Annotated in this window: 15 protein-coding genes and 1 tRNA gene; 4 read left to right on the top strand and 12 right to left on the bottom strand. The window is 67.6% G+C overall.

The genetic code is table 11. From position 1 onward, the window contains the following. Positions 1-54 precede the first annotated feature (54 nt). Both K369_RS20310 and K369_RS20305 read left to right on the top strand, forming a co-directional pair. A complete protein-coding gene (locus K369_RS20310; protein ID WP_198033168.1) occupies positions 55-2520 on the top strand; it encodes a YfhO family protein in 2466 nt (821 codons plus the stop codon). Between the two features lie 70 nt (positions 2521-2590). Further along, entirely contained in the window at positions 2591-3559 is a 969-nt protein-coding gene (locus K369_RS20305; RefSeq protein ID WP_036293716.1) for a hypothetical protein, read from the top strand. 61 nt (positions 3560-3620) lie between these two features. Here K369_RS20305 and K369_RS24930 read toward each other — a convergent pair whose 3' ends face one another. The 4 genes from K369_RS24930 to K369_RS20285 form a co-directional block, all read right to left on the bottom strand. Then, entirely contained in the window at positions 3621-3812 is a 192-nt protein-coding gene (locus tag K369_RS24930; RefSeq protein WP_198033167.1) for a hypothetical protein, read from the bottom strand. 454 nt (positions 3813-4266) lie between these two features. Continuing rightward, the gene (locus K369_RS20295; RefSeq protein ID WP_051948759.1) at positions 4267-5229 is read right to left on the bottom strand and encodes an IS5 family transposase; all 963 of its coding nucleotides are present in this window, start codon (positions 5227-5229) and stop codon (positions 4267-4269) included. 33 nt (positions 5230-5262) lie between these two features. After that, complete coding sequence (locus K369_RS20290; protein ID WP_036293714.1) at positions 5263-5835, bottom strand: TorF family putative porin; 573 nt, start codon at positions 5833-5835, stop codon at positions 5263-5265. 327 nt (positions 5836-6162) lie between these two features. Further along, on the bottom strand, positions 6163-14037 hold the full coding sequence (locus K369_RS20285) for an Apolipoprotein A1/A4/E (RefSeq protein ID WP_036293712.1): 7875 nt from the start codon (positions 14035-14037) through the stop codon (positions 6163-6165). A gap of 374 nt (positions 14038-14411) precedes the next feature. On the opposite strand from K369_RS20285, the gene K369_RS20280 reads away from it, so the two are divergent. Next, entirely contained in the window at positions 14412-14753 is a 342-nt protein-coding gene (locus K369_RS20280) for an Hpt domain-containing protein (RefSeq protein ID WP_036293711.1), read from the top strand. A 4-nt stretch (positions 14754-14757) separates the two neighbouring features. Here the strand turns inward: K369_RS20280 and K369_RS20275 are convergent, their stop codons facing one another. From K369_RS20275 to K369_RS20255, 5 genes are all read right to left on the bottom strand, one after another. Further along, on the bottom strand, positions 14758-14985 hold the full coding sequence (locus tag K369_RS20275) for a hypothetical protein (protein WP_018267247.1): 228 nt from the start codon (positions 14983-14985) through the stop codon (positions 14758-14760). Positions 14986-15080: 95 nt separating this feature from the next. Then, positions 15081-16160, bottom strand: a complete 1080-nt coding sequence (locus tag K369_RS20270) for an SGNH/GDSL hydrolase family protein (protein WP_156967995.1) — start codon at positions 16158-16160, stop codon at positions 15081-15083. Positions 16161-16193: 33 nt separating this feature from the next. Next, positions 16194-17021, bottom strand: a complete 828-nt coding sequence (locus K369_RS20265; RefSeq protein ID WP_036293707.1) for a bifunctional 2-polyprenyl-6-hydroxyphenol methylase/3-demethylubiquinol 3-O-methyltransferase UbiG — start codon at positions 17019-17021, stop codon at positions 16194-16196. Positions 17022-17267: 246 nt separating this feature from the next. After that, positions 17268-17352, bottom strand: a tRNA-Leu gene (locus K369_RS20260). Positions 17353-17431: 79 nt separating this feature from the next. Next, complete coding sequence (locus K369_RS20255; RefSeq protein ID WP_245278254.1) at positions 17432-18535, bottom strand: choloylglycine hydrolase family protein; 1104 nt, start codon at positions 18533-18535, stop codon at positions 17432-17434. Between the two features lie 273 nt (positions 18536-18808). Here K369_RS20255 and K369_RS20250 point away from each other — a divergent pair, with 273 nt between their 5' ends. Beyond that, entirely contained in the window at positions 18809-20401 is a 1593-nt protein-coding gene (locus tag K369_RS20250; RefSeq protein ID WP_245278253.1) for a L,D-transpeptidase family protein, read from the top strand. 110 nt (positions 20402-20511) lie between these two features. On the opposite strand, the gene K369_RS20245 is transcribed toward K369_RS20250, so the two are convergent. The 3 genes from K369_RS20245 to fabI all read right to left on the bottom strand — a co-directional run bounded on the left by K369_RS20245 (position 20512) and on the right by fabI (position 22145). Next, positions 20512-20838 (bottom strand): type II toxin-antitoxin system YafQ family toxin, encoded by a 327-nt coding sequence (locus K369_RS20245; protein WP_036293701.1) that lies wholly within the window; start codon positions 20836-20838, stop codon positions 20512-20514. After that, positions 20816-21097: a type II toxin-antitoxin system RelB/DinJ family antitoxin gene (locus K369_RS20240; RefSeq protein ID WP_156967994.1), complete on the bottom strand. Its 282-nt coding sequence runs from the start codon at positions 21095-21097 to the stop codon at positions 20816-20818. Before K369_RS20240 ends, K369_RS20245 begins: the two co-directional genes overlap by 23 nt. 169 nt (positions 21098-21266) lie before the next feature. Next, positions 21267-22145: an enoyl-ACP reductase FabI gene (gene fabI, locus K369_RS20235; protein WP_036293698.1), complete on the bottom strand. Its 879-nt coding sequence runs from the start codon at positions 22143-22145 to the stop codon at positions 21267-21269. Between the last annotated feature and the right edge of the window lie 92 nt (positions 22146-22237).

The raw sequence follows: 22237 nt of genomic DNA, 5'->3' as shown, positions 1-22237 counted from the left end.
ACGCCGCCCGCCGGCGCCGCCAGAGCGCTCGCGATAGTCGAGACAGGTTCGAACATGTCGATCAGCGACCGCCCGCTCGGCGCATTGACCGCCGAGGACACCCCGCTCGCGCTCAGAGAGACGCGCCGGGCGCTCGCCGGACCCGATTCCGCCCACGCCCATATATGGACGCGCCGAGACGCCCTCCTCGCCTTTGCGGGCGTCGCCCTGTTCATGGCGCTGGCCGCCGGCCTATGGGCGGCGAGCGGCGCGGTGGTGCCTTGGGACTCGAAGAACCACTTCTATCCCATGTTCCGCTTTCTCGGCGAGGCGTTGCGCCGGGGCGAGGCGCCGCTCTGGAATCCCTATCATTTCGCTGGACATCCCGCCGTCGCCGATCCGCAATCGCTGATCTTCGCGCCGACCTTCTTCCTCCTCGCGCTGCTGCGTCCCGCCGCGACGATGCAGGAGTTCGATCTCTTCGTGCTGGCGCATCTGCTGATGGGCGGCGCTGGAATATTGGCGCTCTGCGCGCGCCGCGGCTTCATCCCCTCGGCCTCGGTGCTGGCGGGAATGATCTTCATGCTGGGCGGGGTCGCCGCCTCGCGGCTCCAGCATACGGGGATGATCATCTCCTACAGCTTCTTCCCGCTCGCGCTGCTGATGCTGGAAGTGATGCTGGAGCGCCCGCGCCTGCTCCATGGCGTCGGCTTTGGAATTCTCGCCAGCCTCATGGCGCTGGGACGCGATCAGGTCGCCTATCTCTTCTGCCTGGTGCTGATCGCCCGCCTGCTCTACGCCGCCGCGGTCTCCCGCCGGCCGCTGGACTATCTGCTCGGCCGCTGGCCGGCGCTGCTGGCCGCGGGCGCGACGGGGGGCGCCATTCTCGCCGTTCCCGTGCTGCTGACGCTGCAATTTCTGGCGGCCTCCAATCGGCCGGGCATCGCCTTCGGCGTGGCGGCGGCCGGCTCGCTGGCGCCCGTCAATCTCGCCACTCTGCTCGCGCCCGATATTTTCGGCTCGCTGAACAAGAGCTATGATTATTGGGGTCCGAGCTATGACACAATGGCCGCGCCGGACTGGACCGATCGCGCGATCGACTATCTCTTCATCGGCGCCGCCCCGGTCGTTCTCGGCTTTTGGCACGGGCTCGCGGGCGGGCGCATCTTCGCCAAGGAGATGCGCTTTTTCCATTACATGCTCGCCGCCGCGCTGATCTACACGCTCGGCCGCTGGACGCCCGTCTTCTCCGCCATCTATGATTTCTTCCCCGGCGTGTCGCTGTATCGCCGGCCGGCGGACGCGGCCTTTCTGCTCAACGCCGGCTTCGCGCTCAGCGCCGCCTATCTTCTGCATCGCTATGTCGCCCATGGCGCGCCGCGCCCCTTTCAGAAAATGCCGCCCGCTCTCGCCCATGGGCTCGCCGCCGCGGCGGTGGGCGTCACCCTCGCGCTGATCCTCGGCGGACTGGCCTTCTCCTTCGCCCATGGCCATGGCGTCGAGTCGCTCATCGCCGTGGCGGCGTCGCTGGGCGCCGCCGGCGCTGTGGCGGCGGCTCTCCGGCTCGGCGATAAATTCGGCAAGCGCGGCCTCGTCGCCATTCTTCTCGTCGCCGCCACCGGAGGCGAGCTGCTGTGGCGCAACGCCGCCGATCCGCTGAACGCAGAGCCGGCGACACGCTACTCCATTCTCAACGAGGCCTCTCCCGCCGAGCGCGGCGCCATAGCCGCGCTGCGCAAGGATATTTCCGAGCGCGCCGCCAAGGGCGAGCGCCCGCGCGTCGAAATCCTCGGCCTGCCGGGCGGCTGGCAGAACGCCTCGATGATTCTCGGCCTCGAGGACACGCTCGGCTATAATCCGCTGCGCATCGCCGATTATGAGCGCGCCGTCGGGCCGGGCGACAACGCCGTCGATCCCAATCTGCGGCATTATCCCGGCACGTTCCGAGGCTATCGATGCAAGCTGGCGCGGCTGCTCGGCCTCGATTATCTAGTGCTCGGCCGCCCGCTGGCGCGCATGCCGCGGCATATGCCGCGACCCAACGCCCTGCCGATCTTCGTCTCCGACCAGATCTATGTCTACAAGCTCGGCCGCGCCGCGCCACGCGCCTATTTCGCGACCCATGTCGCGGGCGTCGACTCGGACGCGGCGATCGCCGATGACAATATTCCCGATTTCGACGGCGCCCGTGAGGCGCTGGTCGATCAGACGGACATTCCGAGGCTCGACGCCGCCCTCGCCGATCCGGCGACGGCCGGAGGGCCGGAGGGAAAAGCGACCATCGTCTCCTATGAGAATGAGCGCATTCTCATCGACGTCGAATCGGACAAGGACGGATTGCTCGTCCTCCACGATCTCTATTATCCGGGCTGGGAGGCGCGGATCGACGGCGCGCCGGCGCCGATCGTGAAGGCGAATATTCTGTTCCGCGGCGTGCCGACGGCCAAGGGACGGCATCGGGTGGAATTCCTATTTCGGCCGTTTTCCGTCGCCAATCTCGCCTCCGCCGCCTCCACCCTGCTCGCTCATCACGAGGAGTGACAGGGCGGACGACGGGCGTCACAATAGGCTGTCGAATCCGGGCGTCTCGCCCCCCTCCAATTTGCGGCGCATGAAGCTTCTCATCCTCCACACCTCGCGGCTGCTGCTCGCCTCGACGATGCTCGTCGCCGGCGTCGGCTGCTCGGCCGCCCAGACCGCCGCTCCGCCCGCCCAGCAGAAGGGTCGCTCGGCCAAGCCCGCCGCGCCTGCACCTGCACCCTCATCCGCCCCGGCGGAGGAGGAGAAGCCCGCTGCTGGCGCGACGCTGCGCCTCTCCGCCGTGCTGACGCAGAGCGATATGACCGCGCTGCGCAGCGGACTGGTTTGGCGGATTTTCGAGGACGCCGCGCAGCCGGACGGCTCCCGCAAGCTGGTCGCGGAATCGCGCGAGGCGAGCTTTTCCGAGCAATTGCCGGACGGCGCCTATATCGTCCATGTCGCCTTCGGCCTCGCCGGCGCGACGCGCCGCGTGGTCATGGAAGGCCGCAATGTCAGCGAGCGGCTGACGCTCAACGCCGGCGGCCTGAAGCTCATCGACACTCTGGGAGACAATCAGCTGCCCGCGCAACGGCTCGCCATTTCCATCTATGTGCCGGAAAGAGGAAACTCCGAGGCCAAGCTGGTGCTGGCCAATGCGCGCTCCGGCGAGGTGCTGTGCCTGCCGGAGGGCGCCTATCACATCGTCTCGACGCTGCTCGATATGAGCCAGGGCTCGCAGGGCGACACGACCAATTCTGTCGTCACCGCCGATTTGCGCGTGCCGGCCGGCAAGGTGACGGAGGCGACGCTGCGCCATCGCGCCGCGACCATGACGCTGAAGCTGGTGAAGGCGCCGGGCGGCGAGGCGCTGGCCAACACCTCCTTCTCCGTGCTGACGCCGGGCGGTGACGTGATCCGCGAATTAATCGGCGCCTTTCCGTCGCTGGCGCTGGCGGAGGGCGAATATGTCGCCATCGCCCGCCGCGAAGGCAAGACCTTTCAGACGACGTTCAAAGTGACCTCGACGCAGGATCGCGACGTCGAAATCCTCACGCAGTGACGGACAAAAAAACGGACCCGTGTGGCCTCGGGTCCGTTTCGTCAGGCGAGCCGGCGAAAGCTTACTTGAAGGTCGCCGAGCTGAAGTCGATCGACAGCGAGGCGACGAAGCGCGCGCCGCACCAGCTCGACGAGCTCTGGCCGGTGATGGTGTTCACCGAGGCCACGTAATTGCCCGCCGGGTCGGACGTGTTCAGGAAGCAGCCCGCGCGGGTCAGATTGGAGTCGTAGTAGCGCAGGTCGAGCGTCACCACGTTCCAATTATAGGACGCGCCGACGTTCCAGGTGTTGTAGCTGGCGAATTTGAAGCCCTTGGTGCCGAGAATGCCGGTCGCCAGGAAGGCATAGTCCGGATCGATATAGCTGCCGCCATAGGCCGGGCTCGAATTGCCGATGTAATAGTGGCCGAAGGCGCCCGAGAGCGACAGCCCCGAATAATCGGTGTTGGCGAAGGGGACGACCTTGGCGTTGATCTCCGAATACAGCGCGTGGGCGCTATAGTTGTTCCAGTTCGGAGCATAGGCGATCTGGCCACCGAGCGTCAGGAGCGCTTCGCAGAATAGCCGAGGTCTCGGCGTTTACGGTTTTTCGGCCGCAATCGACGGGCTTTGATGCGCCCGCGCGCCATCTGGCGCAATGCTCTGCGCCGTCAGCCGGTCATTTTTCGCATCCCTATCCGGTTCGAGACACACCTCTCCCCTCGCGGCGTCATGCCGCCGCTTCGAGAACCCGCGCCCGCTTCATGTTCATCGCCATGACGACGAACTGAAGATGACAATTGTTGCGCGCGAGGCTGCGGTAGCGTACTCGCGCCATCCCATACCAGTTCTTCATCGTCGCGTTGGCGCGCTCGACGCCGACGCGAACGCTCGACGCCGTCTTGTTGAACCATCTCTGCCAGTCCGGCTGTCGCGCTCCGCGCTTCGCCTTATAGGCGATCTTGTCGTCGATCTTCTTGTCGTTCAACGCCTTGCGTAGCGCTGCGCTATCATATGCCTTGTCGCCGTAATAGGCCTCTTCATCGCCCTGGATCATCGCCTCGCCGCGCTGGCTGTCGTGCAGATCGGCGCTCGTCATCTCCGCTTGGCGCACGATGCCGCTTTCTTCGTCGACCGCCAGATGCGCCTTGTAGCCGAAGTAGGTCTCGCCGTTCTTCTTGGTGAAGCTCGCGTCCGGGTCGCGCGGATTGACCTGCCCCTCGTCGTGGGGCGGCGGCTTCACGGCGGCCGCGATGATAGTGGCGTCGACCAGCGTGCCGCGCTTCACGATCAGCCCGCGCGCGTCGAGTTGTCGATTGACCTCGGCAAGTAGTTTCTCGTCGAGGCCGAGCTTGGCGAGCCGCTGACGAAACCGCCAGATCGATGAATGGTCCGGCGTCTCCTCGTCCAGCGGAACCCCGCAAAAGCGCCGAAACGACAGGCGATCGCGCACAGCCTCCTCGGCGGCGGGGTCGGACAGCCCATACCACTGCTGCAACAGCACGATCTTGAACATGGTCAGTGGCGGATAGGCCGGCGCGCCGTCGCTCGAAGAATGCAGCGGACGCAAAATAACGTCGAACGCGCTCCACTCGAACGTCTTGGCGATATCTTCCAGAAACCCACCAGGACGAGAATAGGCTTTCACGAATGCGTCGGCGAGCGAAGGTTGGCTGAAGTTGCGGCGTGACATCGGTGACTCACATCCCTCGGACGCCCCAGAGAATCACGGGTTCGCCGGTTTTGCAAAGCGCTCCGTCAGATAGTCGTTCACCGCCCAGCTCGGCTTGAAGTAGATCTCGACATAGCTCGGGTCGAAAGCCGTGGTGGGGAGGGCGGTGTAGGAGTTCTTGAACGTCGTGACCGGGATCGCGCCGCCGATGAACCACTGCTGATGGTTGCTCGGATAGGCGTAGTAGATCGCGCCGAAGTCCAGCGTCAGCGGACCCCAGGTGGGGCGGATGCCGGCGGTGATGTCGATCTCGGCGAGCGGGCTCGTGGCCAGCGTCACATTGGTGGCGGCGAGGCCCGTGTAGAACCAGCCGTAGCGCAGCTCCTCATAGACGCTGCCGGCCGGGCGGTGGGCGCTGTTGGAAATGCCGCGGACAATATAGTCCGACATGAATTTCGCGCCATAGGCGTAGTCGAAGCCGGCGTCGAATACGTCGAGATTCGGCTCCGGCCAAGCGACCAGCGGCTTGGCGGGCTCGGGCTTGGCGGTCTTCGCATCATCGGCGGCATAGGCGCCATTCGCAAAGAGCGCGAGCGCGGCGACGCCGGCAAACAGGACGGATTTCATAGTCTTAGGCTCCCCGATACTGGAATCGTTCTCGTCGCGATTGTTGCGATAAAGCGCGTAGGCACTCAAGCGGAACAGGGAAGCAATTGCCTAGATCTCGAGCAGAATCCGGGTTTCGGCGCTTTTTCTCTTTCGAGAGTGGCGAAAATGTCACAATCGAGTACGCAAACCGACAAGTTTTGTCGATTTGGAACAAAAAAAGGCGCGTCTTGTCCGGCCACGAGGCGACCCGGCAGAAAGCGGACACGGATTACAGGTTACGGGATACCGATCACGACGCCATGGCCCGCCCCGGCGCCTGCTTTTGCGGCGCCGGGGCGGGGAGCGTCACTCGAAACGGCCCGCCGCATGGCCGAGCATGGTGTAGACCTTGCCGGCGTCGGAGGTGAGATAGCCGCGCGTCAGCGCGCCGTCGCGATCATTGCGGCTGGTCTCGGCGACGAGCCGCTCGAACTCCTGAACATAATGATCGACGGTGGCGTGGAAATCGGGATCGACGCGGTAGCGGCGACGAATCTCCTCGAAGGTCTGCTGACCCTGGGCGCTATAGAGCCGGCGGGTGAACAAGCCTTTCTCGCCGCGCTGGAAGCGATCCCAGAACTCGCCGACTGCGGCATGATCGACCATGCGGGCGATGTCGAGCGTGAGATTGTCCAGAGCGCCGGCGGCCTTGGCCCGGCCTGCCGCCGTGTTGGCGCGCGGCGGCGCGGCGGCGGGAGCCTCGTCGCGGGAGGCCCGCGCCAATAGATCGGAGAGCCAGCCGTCCTCGGTCGCCGAGGCCACGGGCCGCGCCTGAGGAGCCGGCGGGGGCGGGGGCGGCGCCTGAATCGCTCGCGCGTTGCGCTGCGGCTCCTCGCGCGGGGCGCGGCTGGCCCAGCTCGGCTCTTGCGCGCGCGAGGCGGGCGGAGCGACCGGCTGCGGAGGGGGCGGCGCCGGCGTGATCGGAGCAGGCGCGGGCTGCGGCTGGGCTTCGAAGCCGCGACGCGCGGGAGCGGCGGGGGCCGCCGCCGGAACCGGCTCTGCTATGTCATAGGCGCGGCCCGAGCGCGCGACGATATCGGTCAGCTCGTTGAGCGCCTTCACCTGCTCGCCGACGACGCGGCGCAGCGCAGCGGCCTGCTCGGCCGTCTCGCGCGGCAATTCCTGCGCGCCGCGACGCAGCTCGGCGCGGGTCTGCTCCAGCTCGCTCTGAATCTCCGCCGACATGCCGCGAATCTCGGTCGCGGCGGCGGCGAATTTCTCGGTCGCCCGGCCGAAGATCTCGGCCAGCTCGTCATTGGCCTGATCATAGGCCGCGCGCAGCGCCGCGGCGGTCTCCTCACGCTCGCGCGAGGCGGCGTCGCGCACGGCGGAAAAGCGCTCGTCGACCAGCTCCGCCGTCTCCTGCGTCGATTGGGCGATGAAGCCGCCGACGTCGCGCGCGCGCTCCTCGACCCGGCGGAAGTTCTCCTCGACGAGGCCGGAGAAATTGGCGACCGTGTCCTCGAAATCCCGGCGCTTGTCCTCGACCAGCAGCACGAGATTTTCCAGCGAGCGGCGGCGCGCGTCGAGCGCCGCGTCCAGCTCGGACTGGCTCTGCGCCAGCCGCTCGGCGCTCTGAGTCAGGCTCTGCTGATGCGTCTCCATCGCGCCGACCACGGAGCCGGCGTCGCGCATCACGCCGCTCGAGACCTCGCCCACCGTCGCGATATGTTGCGCGACCGTCTCGATCGCGCCCTGGAACTCGCGCAGCTTGCCGCCGAGCTCCTTGTCGAGATTGGCGAGATTGCCGCCCGCCGTCGAGATGATGGTCTGCAGCGAGGAATTGGTCTCGCCGAGACGGTCGAGCACCTCGGGCAGCTCGGCGCGGAGCTTGTCATTGACGTCGAGCAGCGCCCGCACGGAACCTTCCGCGCCCTCGGTGAGCGCTTTCTTCAGCTCCTCCGCCGATTGGTCGATCGCCGCCGCCAGCTCGACGCGCTTCTCGCCGAGATGCTGCACGATGGTGGAGCCGCGGCTCTCGATCGCATGGGCGACCAGCTCGCCGACATTGGCGAGCTCGCGCGTCACCTCGCCGCCGCGATCGCCGAGCGTCGTCTGGATCTGCGTGAGGCGCTGCTCCAGCGTTGTGCTGATCTCGCCGACGCGCTCGGTGAGCGCCTGGCCGAGATCGCCGGTGCGGGCGTGCAGAGTGGTGTCGAGATCGCGCCGCGCCGAGGCGAGCGTCGCGTTGATCTCCTCTATGCGGGCGTTGATCGTCTCGACGACGACGCGGCTGCGCTCGCCGATCTCGCCGGAGACCGCATCGAGGCGGCCGACGACATTGTTCTCGAAGACGCCGATGCGTCCGTCCAGCGTGCCGGCGATCTCTTCCGCGCGGCCGCCGAGCGTGGAATTGATCTCCTCCGCCTTGGAGGAGAGCGTCTCGGTGAGCTGGGTCGAGCGGGCGAGCAGCACCGCATCGATATCCTTGACCTTCTCGTCCAGCGAGCGAATGACCTCGCGGCCGCCCTCGCCCATGGCGCGCGCGACCTCCACCGCATGGCGGGCAAGCGTGTCCTGAAAGGCCTTGCCGGCCGAATCGAGCCCGGAGTCGACCCGCCCGACCAGCGCGTCTATGCGGTCCGCCGCCTGACGCGTGCGCGCGTTGGAGACGGTCTCGAAGCTCTCGATCTTCGACGACATGACCGCGGCGATCTCCTCGGCGCGGGCGCCGAGCAGCTCGACCAGCGCCGTGCCGTCGCCGGAAATCGTCTTGTCTATGGCCGCCAGCCGCTGGCCGACATCCTCCGACAGGCGCTGCGACTGATCGCCGATGCGCGCCGCGATCTCGTCGGCGCGCTCCGCCAGACGATCGGCCAGCGCCCCGCCCTGCTGGACGATGGCCGCGTCCACCGCCGCCAGACGCTCGGCCAAACTCGCCGCGAGCTGCTGCGAATGCTCGCCGATCTGCGCCGCGATCTGGCCGCCCTGATGGCGCAGGCGCTCGTCGAAAGCGACCAGCTGCTGCTCCACGCCGCGCGTGACCCCCTCGCCGCTCGCCGCCAGCGCCGCGATCAGCGCGCCGCCGCGATCGACGATCGACGTGTCCACCGCCGAAAGCCCCTCGGCCAGCGCCGAGGCGAGCTGCTGCGAGCGCTCGCCGATCTGCGTGGCGAGCTCGCCGCCGTGATGGCGCAGGCGCTCGTCGAAAGCGGCGAGCTGCTCCTCCACGCCGCGGGCGACGCCGTCGCCGCTCGCCGCCAGAGCCGCGACCAGCGCGCCGCCCTGGTCGATGATCGTCGTATCGACCGCAGAGAGCCGCTCGGCGAGCGCCGCCGCCAGCTGCTCGGAATGCTCGCCGATCTGCGCCGCCATGAGATTGCTGCGATTGCGCAGCGCCTCGTCGAAGGCCGCGAGCTGCTCGCCGACGTCGCGGGTGAAGCCCTCGCCATTGGCGGCGATGGCCGCCACCAGAGCGGCGCCCTCGTTGACGATGGCCGAGTCGACCGCGGTCAGACGCAGGGTGAGCTCGGCCGCGAGCTGCTCGGAATGCTCGCCGAGCTTGGCGCCGAGCTCGTCGCCGCGATTGCGCAGCGCCTCGTCGAAAGCCGCGAGCTGATCGCCGATGTCGCGGGTGAAGCCTTCTCCATTGGCGGCGATGGCCGCCACCAGCGCCGCGCCTTCGTTGACGATCGTCGAATCGACGGCCGCCAGACGCTCGGAAAGCTCGGCCGAAAGCCGCTGCGAATGCTCGCCGATCTGCGCGCTGAGCTCGCCGCCGCGATTGCGCAGCGCCTCGTCGAAAGCGGCGAGCTGATCGCCGATCTCGCGCGTGAAGCCCTCGCCATTGGCGGCGATGGCGGAAACCAGCGCGGAGCCTTCCTCGACAATGGCCGAATCGACCGCGGTGAGCCGCTCGGTGAGCTCGGCCGCGAGCTGCTGCGTATGCTCGTCGATCTGCGCCGCGAGACGCGCGGAATGGCCGCGCAATGTCTCGTCGAGAGAAGCGAGGCGCTCGGCGACGTCGCGCGCGAGGCCTTCGCCGCTCGCCGTCAGCGCATTGGCCAGCGCGCCGCCCTGATCGAGCGCCATGGCCTCGAAAGCGGCGATGCGGCCGGCGAGCGCTTCCTCGATGCGCTCGCCCTGCGTGGCGATGGCGAGCGCGGCCTCGCTGGCCGTGACCGCGAAACGCTCCTGCAGCGAGGCGGATTGCTCGGCGAGGGTCGCGGCGACATCGGCGACGCTCGCAGCGAGGCCCGCCTCGAGCGCGGCTCCGCCGACCGTGAAGGCCTGCTCGGCGCGGCTCTGCGTCTCCTCGAGCGTGCGGGAGACTTGCGCGGTCGCCTCCTCCAGCGCGTCCAGCCGATTGACCAGCACGCCGTCGACCCATTCCGCCTGCTCGGTGACGCGGGCGACGACGTCGCCGCTCTGCCGCACGACCTGCTCCTCGAAAGCGGTGAGCCGCTCGGAGAGCACGGAGGCGATGCGATCGGAATGCTCGGTGACGCGCGTCGCCACCTCGTCGCCATGGCGCACCACCGTCTCCTCGAAGGCCGCGAGGCCCTGGGAGAGATAGGCGCCGATCTCGTCGCCGCGCTCGACCAGGCGCAGGACGGTCTCGTCTCCACGGCCGGCGATGCGCTCCTCGAAGGAGGCGATCCCTTCGGCGATGGCCTGGCCGACGCGCTCGCCCTGCTGCAGGAAGCGCGATGCGGTTTCCTCGCTCTGCTGCACGACCGCCTCGCGGAAGGCCTCGAGCCCGCCGGCGACGGCGGATGTCGCGCGCGCGCTCTGCTCCTCGAGGCTGGACAGCGTCGCCTCATGCTGCTGCGAGAGCCGATCCTCGAAAGCGGCGATGCCTTCCGCCACGGCGAGGCCGAGCGCGTCGCCGTGAGCGGTGAGCCGCGCCGCGGCCTCCTCGCTCTGGCCGAGCACGCGCGTCTCGAATTTGGCGAGGCCTTCGGTGACGATGCCGCTGATCGTGTCGCCATGGGCGACGAGGCGCTGCGCCACATCCTCGCCATGGCCGAGTATGCGCGCCTCGAAAGCCGCGAGGCCGTCGGCGACCGCGACCCCGATGGCGTCGCCATGGACGACGAGACGTTCGGCCGCCTGCTCGCTCTGGCCGAGGACCCGCTCCTCGAAGACGGCGAGGCTGCCGGAAACCGTGGAGCCGATCTGCTCCGCATGGGCGATGAGACGTTCCGTCGCCTCGGCGCTGTGGCCGGTCACGCGCTCCTCGAAGGCCGCGAGGCCTTCCGAGACCGCGGCTCCGATCGCGTCGCCCTGCGCGACGAGACGATCGGCGACCACCTCGCTGTGGCCGAGCACGCGCGCCTCGAAAGCGGCGACGCCCTCCGACACCGAGAGGCCGATGCGCGCGCCTTCCTCGATGAGGCGCTCGGCGGCCGCGGCGCCCTGGCCGGCGACGCGCTCCTCGAAAGCCGCGAGCCCTTCGTTGACGGCGGCGCCGACCGCATCGGCATGCGCCGCGAGACGCGCCGCGACATCCTCGCTCTGGCCGGCGACCCGCTCCTCGAAGGCCGCGAGGCCCTCGGTGACGGCCGCGCCGATCGCGTCGCCATGCGACGCGAGACGATTGGCGACATCCTCGCTATGGCCGATGACGCGTTCCTCGAAGGCGGAGAGGCCTTCCGCGACCGCCGAGCCGATGACGTCGCCATGCGCGGAGAGACGCGCCGCGACATCCTCGCTCTGGCCGGAGACGCGCTCCTCGAAAGCCGCGAGGCTGGCCGCCAATGCGGCGCCGATGGCGTCGCCCTGCGTCGAAAGACGCGCGGCCGCATCCTCGCTGCGACCGGCGACGCGCTCCTCGAAAGCGGCGAGACCTTCCGCCACCGCGGAGCCGATCGCATCGCCATGGGTGACGAGACGCGTCGCCACATCCTCGCTGTGGCCGAGGACGCGCTCCTCGAAAGCCGCGAGACCTTCCGCCACCGCGGAGCCGATCGTGTCGCCATGAAGAACCAGACGCGCCGCCACTTCCTCGCTGTGGCCGGTGACGCGTTCCTCGAAGGCCGCGAGACCCGCGGCCACCGCGGAGCCGATCGTCTCGCCCTGGACCGAAAGACGCTCCGCCGCCGCCTCGCTGCGGCCCGCGACGCGCTCCTCGAAAGAGGCGAGGCCGGCGGCCACGGCCGAACCGATCTCGTCGCCTTGCATCAGCAAGCGGATCGCCACTTCGTCGCTACGGCCGGCGACGCGCTCCTCGAAGGCCGCGAGACCTTCCGCAACGGCGGAGCCGATGGCGTCGCCATGCAGAACGAGACGCGCCGCGACCTCGTCGCTGTGGCCGGTCACACGCTCCTCGAAGGCCGCCAGCCCTTCGGCCACCGTCTGGCCGAGACGCGCGCCCTCCTCGGCGAGGCGCGCCGTCGCTTCGGCGCTGCGCTGCGCGACGCTCTGCTCGAATTCCGCGACGCCCTGCGTCAGCGACGCGCCGATGCGCTCGCTCTGCTCGGCGAAGCGCGTGGCGATCTCGCCGCCCTGGACGACGACATTCTCCTCGAAGGAGACGAGGCGGTCGGCGAGCGTCTCGGTGACGCGATCGCCATGCGAGGCGATGGCCGCGATGGCCTCGCCGGCCACGGCGGCGAAACGCTCGTGCAGAGCGTCGGCCTGCTCGGTGAAGGCGCTGGCGCTTTCGGCGAGCGTCTGCGCGAAGCGCTCGTTGAGGCCGCCGCCATGCGCCTCCAGCTCGGCGCGGGCGCGCTCGCGCGTTTCCTCGAGCAGCTCGGCGAGGCGGTCGCCGGCCGTGCGGAAGGCGGATTCGGTCGCCGCGACTTTCTCGGCGAGTTGCGTCGCGAGATTCTCAGAAGCCGACAGCAGAGAACGCTCGATCGCGCCGCCATGCGTCTCGATCGCCTCGTCGACGCGCCCGCTGGTCTCGGCGAGACGATCGACGAAGCTCTCGCCGCGCTCGCCCACCGCCTGCACGAGATGGCCGCCGATGGAATCGAGCCGATCGACGACATAGGCGCCGCGCGATTCGAAATCGGACGCCAGCGCGTCGCCACGCTCCTGAAGCTTGCGATCCGCCTCGGCTATGCCGTCGGAGAAGCGCCGCGTGACCTCCTCCGATGCCAGAGTGAGGCTGACGGCGATCGTCTCCCCGGCGACGGAGAGACGCTGCACCATGTCCTCGCCACGCGTCGAGAGCGTGGAATTGAAGCCGTCGCCGACGCGCTCCAGCGCCAGACGAATCTCCTCGCCCTTGGAGCCGAGCGCGGCGGTCACGCGGCCGCCGGCCTCGCTCACCGTCTCGGCGAGATGGGAGGAGCTGGTCTGCAGCTCCGCGGAAAGCGACTCGCGCGCGCCGAGCAGCGCCGTGCGGGCGTTGTCGGCGTTGACGAGGATCGCCTCGCGCTCGCGGGTCAGCTCGTCGATGAGCACGCGAATGCGGCGCTCGTTCTCGGAGTAGGAGCGCTCGAGATTGGAGACCTCGGTGCGTACGATGATCTCGAGTTCGCTGGCCCGCGCCAGCGCGCGCTCTATGCCGTCGCCCATGGAGGCGGCCTCGCGGCGAATGGCCTGCGAGAGCGTCACCATCTGCTCGGTGGCGATGGTCTCCGGCTCGATCAGCCTTATCGCCACTTCCGCCATGGAATTGGCGACCTGCTTCATCTCATGGGCGCGGCGCGCCATCACGCCGGTCACGAAAATAAAGACGATGGGGGCGAGCAGCGCCAGCAGCGTCAGCACCGGCTTGGGCGCGAGGAAGGAGCCGTTCTCGCGGTCGAGAATCTCGCCCTGATTGAAATAGACGAACAGAGTCCACAGCACCGCCCAGGCGGCGATGGACAGGAAGGTGTAGCCGAGAATGGCGGTGTTGGGACGGACCTGCAGCGCGGCGCGCAGCTCGCCGACGGTCTGGCGATCGTCATTGGCGGGCGCGCCGGCGGGGGCCACCTGCGGCTTGGCCGCCGAACGGCCGGCCGCGGGCGCGGCGCCTTCTGTAGGACGCGCAGATTCCCGCGCCGCATCGCGCGCATCTTGGCGCCGCGAGGAAGGGAGGCTGAAGTTGAAGCCGGGGGCCGTCTTGGCCTGGCTCTTGCCCTCGGCCTTATCGGCGGGCTTGGCGCCCGCCTCGGCCGGCGACGCGGCTTTCTCGCCCGCTTCCGTCGCGGCCTCGGCGGCGGGCTCCAAGCCCAGATTCAACGCCTCTTCGACCGCCGACAGCGCAGCGATAGCCGCGTCCTGGGGCTTGCCCGATTTCGCCATCGTCACCTCTCCGAGCGGTCATGGTTCCGTTTTATGACGCCGCTCACGCTTTTTCGCCGTTCACATCGAGCAGAAAAGATTAACCAAATATTACCGCCGTCGGCCCGCAAATGAAACGGGCGCGGACGGCCAATCGAAATCGTCGTTAACGCGACCGGAGGAAGATGCTCGGCGCTCCGCCTCGAGCGGAGCAAAAGGGGCGACCTGTGGCCTGGCCGAAAATCCGAAGCAATGCTTACATAAGATTGATTCGAATAAGAATACGACGCCCGATTCGGCCCGGCGAGCGCAATCGCCGAGGCCCCGCGCGGGCATGCGACGCAATCCACAGGAAAAACGAGACTTTTCCGCGAAGGGCCGATCGGAGACGTAGAATGACGGATGGCGAAAATCCCGAAGGCGCGCCCGCCGCCGTCGATTGGGCGTATCTCGCGCGCCAGACGATGGGCGATGCGGAGCTCGAAGCCGAGCTGCTGACGCTTTTCCTCGCCCAGGCCGGCGAGTTCGACGGCAGGCTGGCGGCGGCCGCCTCCGACAAGGCGCGCCTGGACCTCGCCCATACGCTCAAGGGCGCGGCGCGCGCCATCGGCGCCTTTGCGCTCGGCGACGCGGCCGAAGATTATGAGTCCGCCCTGGCGGAGCCAGAGCGGCGGCGGGCGCTCAGCGCGCGGCTGGCCGAGGCGCAGCTGGCGATCACGACCCGGCTCGGTCGGTGAGGCGTCAGAGCTGTCCGCCATCGATCGATCGCACCTCCGCGGTCGAGGGCGCCCTTATGCTGGCGTTGAGCTTGCGCAGCATGATGAGGCACTGCTCCTTGACCTGCTCGTCGCGGACGGAGTCGGCGACTTTGGCGAGGTGGCAGAAGGCGATGGCGCGCTGAGAGACGATGTCCTCATATTCGGAAGGGTCACTCAGATCGACCGTATGATCGCTCGTCTCGTCGGTCATGATGTGGCGGAACCTCTGGTTTGTCGTATCGGTTGCCCCGGACACTGCCGCCCAATTGTGGTCGCGGCTTGGCCGAACGCCCCGAGCTCCTTGTTCTAGCGAAAGCTTCGCTTTTGCTGGCGAAAGCGTAGCGAGAGCAGGGCCAGCCAGCGCCGCCAGAAAGACGGCCGCCAGAACATGACGGCGGCTATCTGCAACCTCTGCTCCGCAAAAGGCGCGCCGGGCGCGGCCGGCAGCAGCGTTTTCTCCTGCGGCAGGGCCGCGAGGGCGCTCTCATCGTCCGGCATGGCGATCTCGAGATCGTCATTGGCCCATGGGCGTCGGCGCGAATAATGGAGGAGGATGAGATTGGGCACGATCTCGCGCATGCTCGATTGCGCCGTGCGGGCGAAAGCGCGCCCGCCCGCCGATATGCGATAGACGCCGCTCTCTTGCGTCGAGCGCAGCAGCAGGCCGGCGAGACGGCCGCGGCCGGGCCAGCGGCTGGCCCCCGGCCGGGCGATCTCCAGAAAGCTCCCGGAGAAGACCGTCGATACGATCTCCACTCTGCGGCAGCTTCCCTGCGGCTCGGCCTGCGACGCGGAGACATAATCGAAAATGGGCGCGTGAAGCCGGGACGCCCACGGAATCGGAACGGCGCCGCCGGAAATGAAATCGGCCACGACCTTCGCGCATTTCACCGAGGCTTCCGCGGTGAGATGATGCGGATCGACGAAATCCTCCGCGCGCTCCTCGCCGAAGATCGTCGCAGGCGTCACGCAGGGGGCCATGCCATGCGCCGCGGCGATGCGGCGATAGACGCGGTCGATGCGCCGCACGAAGGCGGAGAGGCGCCGTCCGCCCGTCGGGCGCGGACGCAGGCACAGGAACAGCAAGGGGACGCCGCGCTCCGCGCAATGCTGCGCGACGCTGGCCAGCGAATCGTGAACCAGGGAGGTCGTGGTGAAGCCGGCGTCCAGCAGAATGACGTCGTTGAGCGCATATTCGAAAACGACGAGATCGGGCGGCGCCTCGCCGCGCCGCTCCGCCTCGATGAGCCGCGCGAGGCCATAGAGCGAGCCGACGGCGCCGAGAAAGCGGTTGGTCATCTCATGCTCCGGCATGAGCCCCTGCAATTGGGCGGCCCAGCCGAAATGGACCCCGGCGTTCGACCCGCCGAGCAGCATCACTCTCATATCGCCTTCCCGCTCCGGCCGTCGGCCCGCGCCTTACGATGACTTCCGCGCGAAGATCGATATGGCCGGGCCGAAGAAATGGTCTGGATCGTCGTGATTGGTCCGAATGTCGTCGAAGCCGAGCGCCCGCAGCGCGGCGAGGAGATCGTCCCTGTCGAGCCAGCGATGATCGTCGCGCATGCCGCCGCAAAAGGCCGGATTGGCCTGCGCCTTCACATAGCTGCGCGGATAGGCGCGCACCTTCACGCCGTGAAAGGAGAGGATTTCCGGCTCCTTCGCCATGACGCTGCGCCGCGGATCGGAGAGCGGCATGGCGTCCGAGACGACATGCGTCCAGATGAACACGGAAGAAGCGCGCTGCGCGATCAGCTCCAGCAGCCGCAGCGGATCATGCTGATGATAGAGCACGCCGGAGGCGACGATGAGATCATAGCTCTTGTCGGTCTGTTCCAGCCATTTGACGAAATCGCCCAGCCAGAAGCGCGCCTTCTGCATCCGCAGAATCTCCTTGGCGACGAGACAGCGCATGAAGGCGAGCTGATTGGCCTCCACCGCATCCACCACCGCGCCGGCGTTCTCCAGCATATAGGTGTGGCCGGCCTCGAGCGGGCCGAGCTCCAGAACCTCGCGGCCCTCCAGCGACCCGAAACATTCGACGGCCCAGAAAATCCGCTGATCGTAATAGGTCGGGACAATGCCGGCCGTCACCCCGAAGGCCTCGGGGAATGCGGTGCTCCAGCCGGGAATGGCGTCGATGGCGTTCTGATGGGTGGGGAGCGCGTCGACATAGCGGTCGAAGGTCCGCTCCTTGCGCTCGAATATCTTCAGCAATCTGTCCAAACCGAATTCGCGACCCGACATTTTTTGTTTCCATGCCCGCTCGAGCGCCCGCGCGCGCTTTCGACGCCGGCGCCCCGAGACTCTATCTTAGCAGCGAGCGAGAGACAGGAATTATCCGAATCTTTGCCAGCCGGCGATTCTACCCTCTTCGGGCGACGGCTCGCGCGAGGCGATCGGCGGTCTTCGGATCGGGGGAGGGCTTTGCGGGCGCCCGACGCCGGGCCGCGACGAAAGCCGATCTGTCAGCAGCCTCGACGAAGAGAGGCTTGGTGCGGTCGAGAGGACTCGAACCTCCACTGGTTGCCCAACTAGCACCTCAAGCTAGCGCGTCTACCAATTCCGCCACGACCGCGCCGGGGCGCTGATCGAAACCAAAGCGCCGGCAGGCGGCCCGTCTAACAAAAACCCTCCCCCATGACAAGGCGCTTCGCCTAATGTTTTGGAAATTCGACAGGCGCGATCCGGGAGGAGGGCCGCAGAGGGGCCGCCCGCACGCTGCGGCCCTCGAGCTCCGACTTGGTGAGATCTATGCTGCGCAGGGTCTGATTGTCATAGCTCTTCACATAATAGACGCGGCCGGAGAGATCGGCGATCGACGACCATTGCGTGAACTCGAAGCGCGAGGTGTCCTGCGGCGTGACGCGCACCAGCCCCAGCGGAATGTCGAAATTATTGAGAATGTGCTCGGCGAGGCGCACCGCGCCGGCGGCGTCCTTCTGCGGCTCGGCGGAGAGGGTCATGCCGACGGCGCGCACGAATCGCGACGGCGGGGTGGGGTCGCCCGGAATGCCGAGGAGGCCGGAGCCGGCGCCCAGCGGCGCGAAGCTCTCCCCGGCGATCTTCAGCGGCGGCGCGTCCACCGGCGAGAGCTTCACATAATTGCGCAGATTGGTGAGGTGCCAGTCGAAGGAGGGCGCGTTGGTGACGACGCCGAGCGGATTCTCATAGATTTTCAGCCGCCCGCCGATGGGCTCGACGACCAGCGAGGCGCCGTTGGCGTCATGCAGCGTGTAATGAAAGGGCGGAACGATTCCGAGGTTCGGCTGCACGATATCGACGATGGCGATCGTGTCCAGCGCCGCGCGCAGCTCCTCGACGCTGGCGAAATTGCCCAGCGCCCAGGTGAGAAAGTCCCAAGGGGCCAGCGCATGGCCGGCGTCGGCGGTCTTGGGATCGGCGTAGCCGGCGAAGCCCGGAAAATAGAGAATGCCGCCGGCGAGGCCTTTTTCATTCATGCCGTCGACGACGACCGGCAGGCCGAAGGCGTTGAGCCCGGCGATCGCATAGCGGGATTTCCAGCCCCAGCCGGGCTTGCCGTCCGGCCCCGTCGCCCGCGCGGCGTGATTGCGCGGAATGACGATCGCCTCCGATTCGAGCGGAAAGCCGAACTCCAGCGTGCGGCCGTAGACGCGCGCGCCATCGGCCGCCTTCAGCAGAAAGCTCGTGCAGGCCCCGGCCGGCGCGAGCGCGAGGGCCAGAGCGAGCGGCGCGAGCGCGAGCCGCCCCAACGCCCGACGAAAAGACATCGCAGCCATCTTCCTCTCCGAAACGATTCTATGCGGGAGAAATAGGCCGGCCGGGGGCGCGGGGACGGGCGCGGCGAGCGAAAAGCGGAGAACGGCCTCGAGGCATTATGGCGGCGAATGGAAAAATTCCCCGCAATTCTTCCCGACGTGCGCCGGCGCATAGATTTCAAGGCGACATTAACCAATAAGAGCAATGCAGGCGAGGGCGAGGCTCTGTCCAGTTCGGCCCAGAGCGTTATGTGCTCGAGCAATGTGTTCGTGTGTGTCAGGAGTTTTCGCGTCATGTCGGAAGTCGCTGCTGTAGCCCGCAGCCGCAGGGTCTGCCTTCGCGCCTTTTCCGCGGCCTGCGCCGCGAGCGTCGCCGCCTCGGTTCTCGCCCTCGAGGCGCGGCCCGCATCCGCGCTCGGCTATTCCGCCGATTCTCCCGTGGGCGAGGCGCCCAAGGCGCCGCGCAAGCGCGGCAAGCGCGGAAGCTCCTCCGAGGCCAAGCCGGCCGAAAATGCGAGCCTCGCGCGACCGCTGTTCGCGGTCGTGTCGCTCGGCGGCCAGCATATCTCCATCTACAATCACAATGGCCTCGTGGATCGCTCGGTCATCTCCACCGGCGTGCCCGGCCATCCGACGCCGGAAGGCATGTTCACCATTCTCGGCCGCGAGCGCTTCCACCGCTCCAATCTCTATTCCGGCGCGCCCATGCCCTACATGCAGCGCATCACCTGGTCCGGCGTCGCCATGCATACGGGCCATGTGACCGGCCATCCCGCCTCGCACGGCTGCATCCGCCTGCCGGACTCCTTCGCACAGAAGCTGTGGGGCATGACCCGCATCGGCGAGCGCGTCGTCATCGCGCCCTATGATCTGTCGCCGAGCGAAATCTCGCATCCCGCTTTGCCCACGCCCAAGATGCGCTCGCCGACGGAAGCCTCGGCCGCGACGCTCGCCGACGCCGGCCTGCGCGACGGCTTCGCCGATGGCGGCGCGGCGCCGCTGCTCAATCCGCGTCGCTACGCCGAGCAGCTGAAGACGAAAGCCACGGCCGACGCCGCGGCCGCCTCCAAGGCGGCGACGGAAGCCTCGGTCGCTCTCAACGCCAAGCGGCAGCAGGCCGCCCGCGCCTCCGTCGAGCTGCGATCGGCCGAAGCCGCCGAGGCGAGCGCACGCGCCAAGGCGGAAGCCGCGGCCAAGGCCGCCGACGCCGCCGCCGCCAAGCGCCAGGATGTGGCGACCGCCAAGCCGGACCTTCCCACCAATGACGGCGCGAGCCCGGCCGAGGCCGCCAAGGCCAAAGCGGACGCCGCCCTCGCCGAGGCCAAGGCCCGGCTCGAGGCCGCCAAGACCGCCTATAACGCCAGCGACGCAGAAGTCGTGGAGGCGGGCCGCCGCTCCCGCGAGGCGGCGGAAGCCTCCGCCGCCGCCGCCAAGGCGGAGAAGGACGCGCAATTGCGCGCCGCGCCGATCTCCATTCTGGTGAGCAAGAAGAATCAGCGCATCTATGTGCGCCAGGGGCTGACGCCGATCTTCGACGCGCCGGCGACGATCCGCGAGCCGGAACGCCCGCTGGGCTCGCATCTCTATATCGCAACGGCGAGCGGCGAGAATGGCGCGCTGAAATGGTCGGTTCTGTCCATGCCGCCGCGCATCGCCGAAGCGCGCGCCGCGCATAAGAAGAAGGGATTGGTGGAGGAGCGCAGCGCCGCCCCGCTGGGCGCGGCCTCCAGCGCCGCCGACGCGCTGGACCGTCTCGAACTCTCGGACGATGTGCGCCAGCAGATCGCCGATCGCCTATGGCTCGGCGGCTCGATCATCATCTCCGATCAAGGCCCTAGCTCGGAAACCGGCGCCGTCGGCACCGATCTCACCGTGAAATTCCGCTGAGGGCGGGAATGCGAGCCTGAAGGCTCGCGGTCCGAGCATGCATAGTGAGCGTTTGCGACGCCGCGTTATGAAGCATCGGCCGCGTTATGAAGCATCGATGGACGCGCCGGCTACTCGTCGAAAAGATCGGCGTGAGCGCCGGCGCGAATGAAGACGATGAGGCCCGCCTCGTCGCGGTCGTCTATCTTATAGGCCAGCAGGAAATCGCCACCGATATGGCATTCTCGGTAGCCCTTCCACTCGCCTTTCAACGGATGGTCGCGCCACTCCGCTCCGAGTGGGGCGCTGTTGGCGATGAGCAGCAACATGACCTCTTTGAGCCGGCTCATGTCGAAGCGACCGGAGCGCGACAGTCGCTCCCAGTCTTTCAGGAACGACTTTGCGTAATCTGCCGCACGAGGCGGTCGCGCTCTCTTACTCGCCGCGGGCTTTTTCAAGGTCGGCAAACAGTTCGCCGGCAGTTGCGAAGCGGCCGCGGCGAGTCCGGGCGATTTCTTCGGCCTCCGCCATGGCTGAACGCGTTTCGGCGTTCGGCGCCTTGAGTTCCAGCGGGAAGGCTTGTTCCGCTACGACTCGATGCAAGAACAGCCGCACCGCGTCTGAGACGGACAAGCCCATGGCGTTGAGCGCAGCCGTCGCTTGCGCCTTGGTTTCATCGTCCACTCGGACATGAAGCATGGAAGTGCGTGCAGCCATGTGCTTACCCCTATGCGCGTGTATGCGCGTGCCCCTATCCGTCGAATAGCGTATCTCAAATGAGATACGCTATCAAGCGGCGCGGCTCGGGGCATTCGCTCATAGCCCGCGCATTCCCGATCGCGCGATTTCGCGCGTGTCGGGAATGACGGCCGTCTCCGAATAAAGACTATTTCGCCTCTGTCGTATGCTGCGGCAGCAGCGCCAGCAGCGAGGCCATTTTCGGCGCCGCGCCCGGATTCATCATGCCCACCACATGGTAGCCGGCGTCCACATGCAGCACCTCGCCGGTGACGCCGCGCGCCATGGGCGAGAGCAGATAGACCGCCGTCTCGCCCACTTCCTCGATCGTCACCACGCGGCGCAGCGGCGCGTTATATTCGTTCCAGCGCAGAATATAGCGAAAGTCGCCGATGCCCGAGGCCGCCAAAGTCTTGATCGGCCCGGCGGAAATCGCGTTGACGCGAATGTTCTTCTCGCCGAGATCAGCGGCGAGATAGCGCACCGAGGCCTCGAGCGCGGCCTTGGCGACGCCCATCACATTGTAATGCGGCATCCATTTCTCGGCGCCGTAATAGGTGAGGGTGAGCAGCGAGCCGCCGTCCTTCATCAGCTTCTCGGCGCGCTGCGCGACGGCCGTGAAGGAGAAGCAGGAGATCAGCAGCGACTGCGTGAAATTCTCCGCCGTCGTGTCGACATAGCGGCCGTCGAGCTGGTCCTTGTCCGAGAAGGCGAGACAATGGACGACGAAATCGATCTTGCCCCACAGCTTCTCGACCTCGGCGAAGACGGCGTCGATCGTCTCCGGCTCGGAGACGTCGCAGCGGCCGACGACGGTCGCGCCGATCTCGGCGGCGAGCGGGCGCACGCGCTTCTCCAGCGCCTCGACCTGGAAGGTGAGGGCGAGCTGCGCGCCAGCGTCGGCCGCGGCCTTGGCTATGCCCCAGGCGATGGATTTATTATTGGCGACGCCGAGCACGAGGCCCCGCTTGCCAGCGAGAACGCCGCTGAAAATATTGCCGTTCGACGTCGGTTCCGGTTGCGACATGGGAGCAATGGTCCATAAATCTGCGATCGAGAGGCGGGGTTCCGCCGCCTGTCGGCAACGCCGTTGGAGGGCTACGCGCAACATGCGCGCTC

The organism is Methylosinus sp. PW1, assembly GCF_000745215.1.
In the GTDB taxonomy this organism is placed as follows: Bacteria; Pseudomonadota; Alphaproteobacteria; order Rhizobiales; family Beijerinckiaceae; genus Methylosinus.
Note: the sequence above shows the minus strand (reverse complement) of the source record. Positions and strands in the feature narration are given on the sequence as shown.

Coding starts and splice junctions, on each gene's coding strand:
- K369_RS20290 (WP_036293714.1), bottom strand. CDS start 5,835: ATGAAATCCGTCCTGTTTGCCGGCGTCGCCGCGCTCGCGCTCTTTGCG.
- K369_RS20275 (WP_018267247.1), bottom strand. CDS start 14,985: ATGACCGACGAGACGAGCGATCATACGGTCGATCTGAGTGACCCTTCC.
- K369_RS20305 (WP_036293716.1), top strand. CDS start 2,591: ATGAAGCTTCTCATCCTCCACACCTCGCGGCTGCTGCTCGCCTCGACG.
- K369_RS20250 (WP_245278253.1), top strand. CDS start 18,809: ATGTCGGAAGTCGCTGCTGTAGCCCGCAGCCGCAGGGTCTGCCTTCGC.
- K369_RS20265 (WP_036293707.1), bottom strand. CDS start 17,021: ATGTCGGGTCGCGAATTCGGTTTGGACAGATTGCTGAAGATATTCGAG.
- K369_RS20285 (WP_036293712.1), bottom strand. CDS start 14,037: ATGGCGAAATCGGGCAAGCCCCAGGACGCGGCTATCGCTGCGCTGTCG.
- fabI (WP_036293698.1), bottom strand. CDS start 22,145: ATGTCGCAACCGGAACCGACGTCGAACGGCAATATTTTCAGCGGCGTT.
- K369_RS20240 (WP_156967994.1), bottom strand. CDS start 21,097: ATGGCTGCACGCACTTCCATGCTTCATGTCCGAGTGGACGATGAAACC.
- K369_RS20280 (WP_036293711.1), top strand. CDS start 14,412: ATGACGGATGGCGAAAATCCCGAAGGCGCGCCCGCCGCCGTCGATTGG.
- K369_RS20255 (WP_245278254.1), bottom strand. CDS start 18,535: ATGGCTGCGATGTCTTTTCGTCGGGCGTTGGGGCGGCTCGCGCTCGCG.
- K369_RS20270 (WP_156967995.1), bottom strand. CDS start 16,160: ATGAGAGTGATGCTGCTCGGCGGGTCGAACGCCGGGGTCCATTTCGGC.
- K369_RS20310 (WP_198033168.1), top strand. CDS start 55: ATGTCGATCAGCGACCGCCCGCTCGGCGCATTGACCGCCGAGGACACC.
- K369_RS20295 (WP_051948759.1), bottom strand. CDS start 5,229: ATGTCACGCCGCAACTTCAGCCAACCTTCGCTCGCCGACGCATTCGTG.